Here is a 4,549-nt window from a genome sequence, read left to right on the forward strand (position 1 = left end):
TCGGCAAGCCGTTCTACGAGCCGCTCGTGGAGTTCATGGAGTCGGGTCCGATCGTCGCCGTCCGCGTCGCCGGCCAGCGCGTGATCGAGGGCTTCCGCTCCCTCGCGGGCGCCACCGATCCGACGACCGCGGCGCCCGGCACGATCCGCGGCGACTTCGGCCGCGACTGGGGCCTGAAGGTGCAGCAGAACCTCGTGCACGGCAGCGACGCCCCGGAGTCCGCCGCCCGCGAGCTGGCCCTCTGGTTCGGCTGACCCCCTCCTCCGCCCCCGAGTCGTTCAGCAGGAAGAACCGAGCACTTCGGCAGGAAGAACCACGTTCAGCAGGAACGGATCGCCGCATTCTTCCTGCCGAAGCGGATTCTTCCTGCTGAGGCGCTCGGTCAGAACAGGTTGCCGAGTACGTCGAGGTTGATCTGCGCCACGACCGCGAAGATCAGGTAGCAGACGAGCGTCAGGATCGGCATCCAGCCGTACAGCCCGCCCGCGACCCGGGCCACGCGGCCGCCGAGCGGGAGGTTCTGCTCCCGCAGGTTGTACAGCGTCACCGCCAGCGACGACGGGATCACGACCGACCAGACGGTCATGCACCAGGGGCAGAGCACCCGCAGGTCGAAGTTGAAGATGCTGTTCGAGATCAGGTAGATCACGAAGCCGATCGCGAACGCGAACCCGACGTTGAAGGCGGCCCAGAACCAGCGGGGGAAGCGCACCCCCGCGATCGAGGCGATGCCCACGATCAGTGGCGCGGGGAACATCATCAGGCCCAGCAGCGGGTTCGGGAAGCCGAACGCGGAGCCCACCGGCGACGTCAGGTTCTTGCTGCAGCCGATCAGCACGGAGAAGTTGCAGGAGAGCTGCGCCGACGGGTTCTCGAGGACCGCGATCTTGTCGAGGGTCAGCGCGAACGCCGCGATCAGGCCGACGATTCCCGTCACGACCAGGAGGATCGCGAGCGGGAGGGAGGGCCGCGGCATGCGCTCGATCACGGCGTCGAGTATCCCACCGGGTCCGCGGGGGCCAGCGTCGACGCGGCCCGCGTGCGATACTTCTCGGAGGTCCTCCTCGCGGGGGCCGAACGCTTCGACAGGTCCATGCGGACCGAGCCCCCCGGGGCGGCGCTTGTCCCGCCACCGGCGCGCCGACCCGGAGCGCCAGGACATTCGAGGATTTCCCGGACCGTCCGGTGCTTCGGCGCCGGGGCCCGCGGTGAGCACGGAGGCGGCGGAAGCCGCAGCCGCGTGAGGAGTGCACCAGCGATGGTGGAGTACCACGAGGACCGGACCGAGAACGAGCAGCAGCCGGCGGCGCCCGTGCGACGGCGGCGCAGGGCCACGTTCCAGCCGATGCCGGCGAGCGGTGCGGATGCGCCGCAGCCCGTCGCCGCGGACGCGGACGGCACCGCCGAGGGCGACGCGCCTCCGACGGCGGAGGTGGTGCCGCCGCCTCCGGTCGAGGCGCGGATCCCGATCGCGGAGGACGCCGATCAGGACGATGCTCCGGACGACGCGGACGAGCAGGGCGAGCCCGATGTGATCGTTCCCGCGGACGCCGAGTCCACGGAGCCCGCTGATGCTGAGCCCGCGGATGCTGAGCCCGCGGATGCGGAGCCCGCGTCCGAGGCCGCAGAGGCCGAGCCCGCGGACGCCGACGCGGAGCCCGCGGACCCAGCGCCGGTCGACGCAGCGCCGCTCGCGGAGCCCGCCGCGCCCCGCCTCCCGCTCGCGGTGCTGTTCCAGGCGCCGCCCGCTCTGCCGCCGTCGGCCCTGCGCCCGTCGCAGCACCAGCAGCCGTTGCCGCCTCAGGACGACGAGGACGACGAGGACGGCGAGGACGACGAGAGCGAGGGCGGTTCGCGTCGTCGTCGTCGCACCCGCCGCCGCTCCGGCGCCGCCTCCGGCGAGCCGCAGGCGGGGGCGACCGAGGTCGTCACCCGCGCGAAGCCGGTTCGGGAGCCGATCACCGAGCCGCAGCGGCTCAAGGGCTCGACCCGCCTCGAGGCGAAGCGCCAGCGGCGCCGCGACGGCCGGGACGCGGTGCGCCGCCGCACCGTCGTCACGGAGGCCGAGTTCCTCGCCCGCCGCGAGGCCGTCGAGCGCGTCATGCTCGTCCGCGCCGGCGCCGACCGTGTCGAGATCGGGGTGCTGGAGGACGGGATCCTCGCGGAGCACTACGTCGCGAAGAGCCAGAACCTGTCCCTGATCGGGAACGTCTACCTCGGCCGGGTGCAGAACGTGCTGCCCTCGATGGAGGCCGCGTTCGTCGACATCGGCCGCGGCCGGAACGCCGTGCTGTACTCCGGCGAGGTCGACTGGGAGGCGGCGGGGGACCGGCTCGGCGACAAGGGCTCGCAGGCGCGGAAGATCGAGCTCGCCCTGCGCTCCGGCGACCAGGTGCTCGTGCAGGTGACGAAGGACCCGATCGGGCACAAGGGCGCGCGGCTCACCTCCGCGATCTCCCTGCCCGGCCGCTACCTCGTGTACGTGCCGAACGGCTCCATGTCCGGCATCTCGCGCAAGCTGCCCGACACCGAGCGCGCCCGCCTCAAGAAGATCCTGAAGGACGCGCTGCCCGACTCCGCCGGCGTCATCGTCCGCACCGCCGCCGAGGGCGCGACGGAGGAGCAGCTGACGATCGACGTGCAGCGGCTCGCCAACCAGTGGGCCGAGATCGAGCACCTCGTCGAGACCTCGCAGGCGCCGACCATGCTGCACGGCGAGCCCGACCTGCTCGTCAAGATCGTCCGCGACGTCTTCAACGAGGACTTCTCCAGGCTGATCGTCGAGGGCGACGAGCCCCGAGCGACGATCGAGCGCTACCTGCAGCAGGTCGCGCCGGATCTGCTCGACCGCCTCCAGCCGTGGCAGGAGAAGACCGACGTGTTCTCGTCGCACCGCGTCGTCGAGCAGATCGAGAAGGCGCTCGATCGCAAGGTGTGGCTGCCGTCGGGCGGCTCGCTCGTGATCGACCGCACCGAGGCGATGACCGTCATCGACGTCAACACCGGCAAGTTCGTCGGCTCCGGCGGCAACCTCGAGGAGACGGTCACCAAGAACAACCTCGAGGCGGCCGAGGAGATCGTGCGCCAGCTGCGGCTGCGCGACATCGGCGGCATCATCGTCGTCGACTTCATCGACATGGTCCTCGAGTCGAACCGCGACCTCGTGCTGCGGCGGCTGGTCGAGTGCCTCTCGCGCGACCGCACCAAGCACCAGGTCGCGGAGGTCACCTCGCTCGGCCTCGTGCAGATGACCCGGAAGCGGCTCGGCGTGGGCCTCGCGGAGTCCGTCGGCGACGGCAACTCCAGCCTCGAGAAGCAGGAGGCGCAGCCGCAGGGCCGACGCCGCCGCGGCGGGAGCGGCGGCGGCCAGCAGCAGGCGCCCGCGGCCCGGGCGGCCGCGACGCACACGATCACCGACGGCGCGAAGAACGCGCTGGCGAAGATCGCCGCGTCCACGATCGTCCCGGCGAGGACCTCCGAGGGGCACGAGGAGCACGCGCCCGTCGCAGAGGGGGCGCAGCCGGAGCCCGAGGCGATCGCGGCACCGACCGCGTCCGAGCCCGAGCCCGAGCCGCCCAGGCTGCTGGACCTGCCGGTCGAGCCCCACGAGCCGCCGGTGCGCCTGCCCAAGCGGCAGGCGGAGGACCTGCTGGACTCGGTCCTCGACGCGCTGCCCGCCCCGAAGGCGGCCGGGCAGGGCCGCCGCCGCAGCCGCCGCGTCTCCACCCCGACCCTCACCGCCGGCGAGGAGTAGCCCACCCGTCTTCGCACACGCTTCGTGCCGCCGAGACCACTTTCCGGCGACCAGGAGCGTGAGCAAAGACTGTCGCGACGGGGTCAGCGGCGGTCGCGGGCCCGGACCCGCAGGCCGGAGGCGATCAACCGGCGCACGAGGACGGCGCCGGGCACGCGCTCGGCGCCGAGGGCGACGAGGTCGTCGACCCGCTCCTCCGGCACGTCGTAGTGGTCGAGGTCGAAGCCGCGCCGCGGCAGCCCGGCCCGCTCGGCGAAGTCGTGCAGCTCGTCGAGCGACGCGTCGCTGACGAGGTGCGCCCACAGCCGCCCGTGCGCGGGCCACATCGCGGTGTCGACGAGCACGGCCATCCGCACATGCTGTCACCGAGCGGTGGATCGGACCTCCGGGATGCGGTATCTTTGACGGTCGGTGCGCGGGCCACCCCTGTGTGTGGGCCCATCGAGCACCGGATCCGACTCGGTCGGTCGCCCCGCACGACCTCGTGCGCGTGCCGGTCGACGTCCAGAAGCGAAGTTGAGGCAGATCACATGGTCTACGCGATCGTCCGCGCCGGTGGGCGCCAGGAGAAGGTCGAGGTCGGCACCGTCCTCGTCGTCGACCGTCAGAAGCCGGCGGAGGACGGCACCGTGTCGTTCGCGCCAGTGCTGCTCGTCGACGGGGAGACGGTGACGCACGCCGCCGCCGACCTCGCGAAGGTCACGGTGACGGCGGAGCTCGTCGGTCACGAGCGCGGCACCAAGATCGTCATCCAGAAGTTCAAGAACAAGACCGGCTACAAGAAGCGCCAGGGTC

Annotated in this window: 5 protein-coding genes; 3 read left to right on the plus strand and 2 right to left on the minus strand. The window is 72.1% G+C overall.

From position 1 onward, the window contains the following. Positions 1-254 (plus strand): nucleoside-diphosphate kinase (locus ACFE60_RS17835; protein WP_375390198.1); only part of this gene is annotated, 254 nt, incomplete at its 5' end. 128 nt (positions 255-382) lie between these two features. Here ACFE60_RS17835 and ACFE60_RS17840 read toward each other — a convergent pair. After that, on the minus strand, positions 383-988 hold the full coding sequence (locus tag ACFE60_RS17840; RefSeq protein WP_375390199.1) for a vitamin K epoxide reductase family protein: 606 nt from the start codon (positions 986-988) through the stop codon (positions 383-385). A gap of 357 nt (positions 989-1,345) precedes the next feature. On the opposite strand from ACFE60_RS17840, the gene ACFE60_RS17845 reads away from it, so the two are divergent. Next, a complete protein-coding gene (locus ACFE60_RS17845; protein WP_375390202.1) occupies positions 1,346-3,754 on the plus strand; it encodes an Rne/Rng family ribonuclease in 2,409 nt (802 codons plus the stop codon). An 83-nt stretch (positions 3,755-3,837) separates the two neighbouring features. On the opposite strand, the gene ACFE60_RS17850 is transcribed toward ACFE60_RS17845, so the two are convergent. Next, positions 3,838-4,104 carry a DUF4031 domain-containing protein gene (locus ACFE60_RS17850; protein ID WP_375390200.1) on the minus strand — a complete coding sequence of 89 codons (267 nt, stop codon included), beginning with the start codon at positions 4,102-4,104 and terminating at the stop codon, positions 3,838-3,840. 180 nt (positions 4,105-4,284) lie between these two features. Between ACFE60_RS17850 and rplU the strand changes: the two genes are divergently transcribed. Beyond that, positions 4,285-4,549 (plus strand): 50S ribosomal protein L21 (rplU, locus tag ACFE60_RS17855; RefSeq protein ID WP_375390201.1); only part of this gene is annotated, 265 nt, incomplete at its 3' end.

Source organism: uncultured Amnibacterium sp. (assembly GCF_964245895.1).
Lineage (GTDB): Bacteria > Actinomycetota > Actinomycetes > Actinomycetales > Microbacteriaceae > Amnibacterium.

Coding starts and splice junctions, on each gene's coding strand:
- ACFE60_RS17845 (WP_375390202.1), top strand. CDS start 1,346: ATGCCGGCGAGCGGTGCGGATGCGCCGCAGCCCGTCGCCGCGGACGCG.
- ACFE60_RS17850 (WP_375390200.1), bottom strand. CDS start 4,104: ATGGCCGTGCTCGTCGACACCGCGATGTGGCCCGCGCACGGGCGGCTG.